2 protein-coding genes are annotated in these 1,424 nt (G+C 62.4%); both read left to right on the top strand.

Annotation, left to right across the window (positions count from 1 at the left end):
* Window positions 1–1,136 (top strand): phage tail tip fiber protein (locus tag AC628_RS41560; RefSeq protein ID WP_143202114.1); only part of this gene is annotated, 1,136 nt, incomplete at its 5' end.
* Window positions 1,133–1,424, top strand: a 292-nt coding sequence (locus AC628_RS41555; protein ID WP_143202113.1) for a hypothetical protein, incomplete at its 3' end; no start/stop codon positions are given. The genes AC628_RS41560 and AC628_RS41555, both read left to right, overlap by 4 nt.

Genomic DNA, 1,424 nt, shown 5'->3' with positions numbered 1-1,424 from the left:
GCCAATCGCGGCTGTGCGTTGTCCTGGACGGCTCGCCGAGCGGCGACAAGTTCACGGTCAACATGGTGGTTGATGACCAGCGGGTTCATGCGACGGATCTCGGCAACCCGCCGGTGCTGCCGAGCGCGCAGTATCCGTCAAACGACAAGGTCCCGCTGGTGTTCGGCCTCAATGCCTACATCAGCCAGGGCACGGCCGAGCCGCGGCTGTTCGCGAGCTGGTTTCCGACCGCGGGCGCGATCTACTACGTCGCCGGCGTCTCCTATGACGAGGGCAAGAATTGGACGCAGGTCTATGAGGCGGCCGAAAACCAATTCGATACGGTCGTCAGCCTGGCCGCCGTGCGCCTGCGCGTCCAGGCGGTCAATGCGACCATGCGCGGCGCTTATTCGACGGTCGACCTAGAGGCGCCGACGGTCAAGCTCTCGCCGGGGATCGTCACGCTCGAGTCGTTCAATGCGGCCCTGAAAAAGCAGGTGACCGAGGTCGCCGATCAAAATAATGACGAGCTCAATACTGCGCTGCAGACGATCGCGGCCGGCGTTGCCAACCAGGACGCGCGCAACTGGCTCGATATGAAGTCGATCCGGTCGGAAATGTCCGCCCGCGTCGGGGCGGCATTTGCGCAGATTGCCACGGTCCAGACCGTCGCCGTCAATGCGCAGCAGGCCGTCGCGGACCTCAACACGTCGGTTACGGCGAAGTTCGGCGACGTCAACGCCTCGATCACTCAGCAGTCGACCGCGATCGCGCAGCTCAACGGATATGCCGCCGCGGCCTGGTCGCTCACGCTCAACGTCAACGGCTATATTGCCGGCATTCAGCTGGTCAATGGCGGATCTGGGGTTTCGGCGTTCACGGTCGTCGCCGACAAGTTCCAGATCCAGCTGCCTGGCTATAACGGCAACGTGCCGAAAGCCGTGTTTACCGTTGGGACGATCGGCGGCGTCGCCTCGATCGGCATAACGGCAAACATGTATCTCGACGGCGTCCTGACGGCGCGCATGATGAACATCGGGGTGCTGAGCGCGATCACGGCCAACGTCGGCACTCTGACGGCGGGCGTCATTCAGAGCTCGTCCGGCCTGATGGTCATGAACCTGACCGCTGGCACGATCACGATTTCCGACTCGTGACCAAGCGCATCTATATCGCGGCAGACCGCGTCACGGTTTCAAAGCCGGGCTATGACGCCGAGAATCCGCCGGCCGTCGACTACAAATATTTGTCGCTGGATTCGCGTTTGAACCAGGGGCGGCCGCTCGAGGTCGGCCTGTTTCCGAGCACCGTGTTCGGCAGTGGCAAGGTCTTTTATACGACGACCTATCCGCATCCGCCGGCGATCGACATCGTCGCTTACAGCATCCCGTCAGCTGGTGTTGCGCTGTACTCGAAGGCGATGGTTTGCCGGGATGCGAATTCGA

The organism is Bradyrhizobium sp. NAS96.2 (assembly GCF_001908235.1).
In the GTDB taxonomy this organism is placed as follows: Bacteria; Pseudomonadota; Alphaproteobacteria; order Rhizobiales; family Xanthobacteraceae; genus Bradyrhizobium.
Note: the sequence above shows the minus strand (reverse complement) of the source record. Positions and strands in the feature narration are given on the sequence as shown.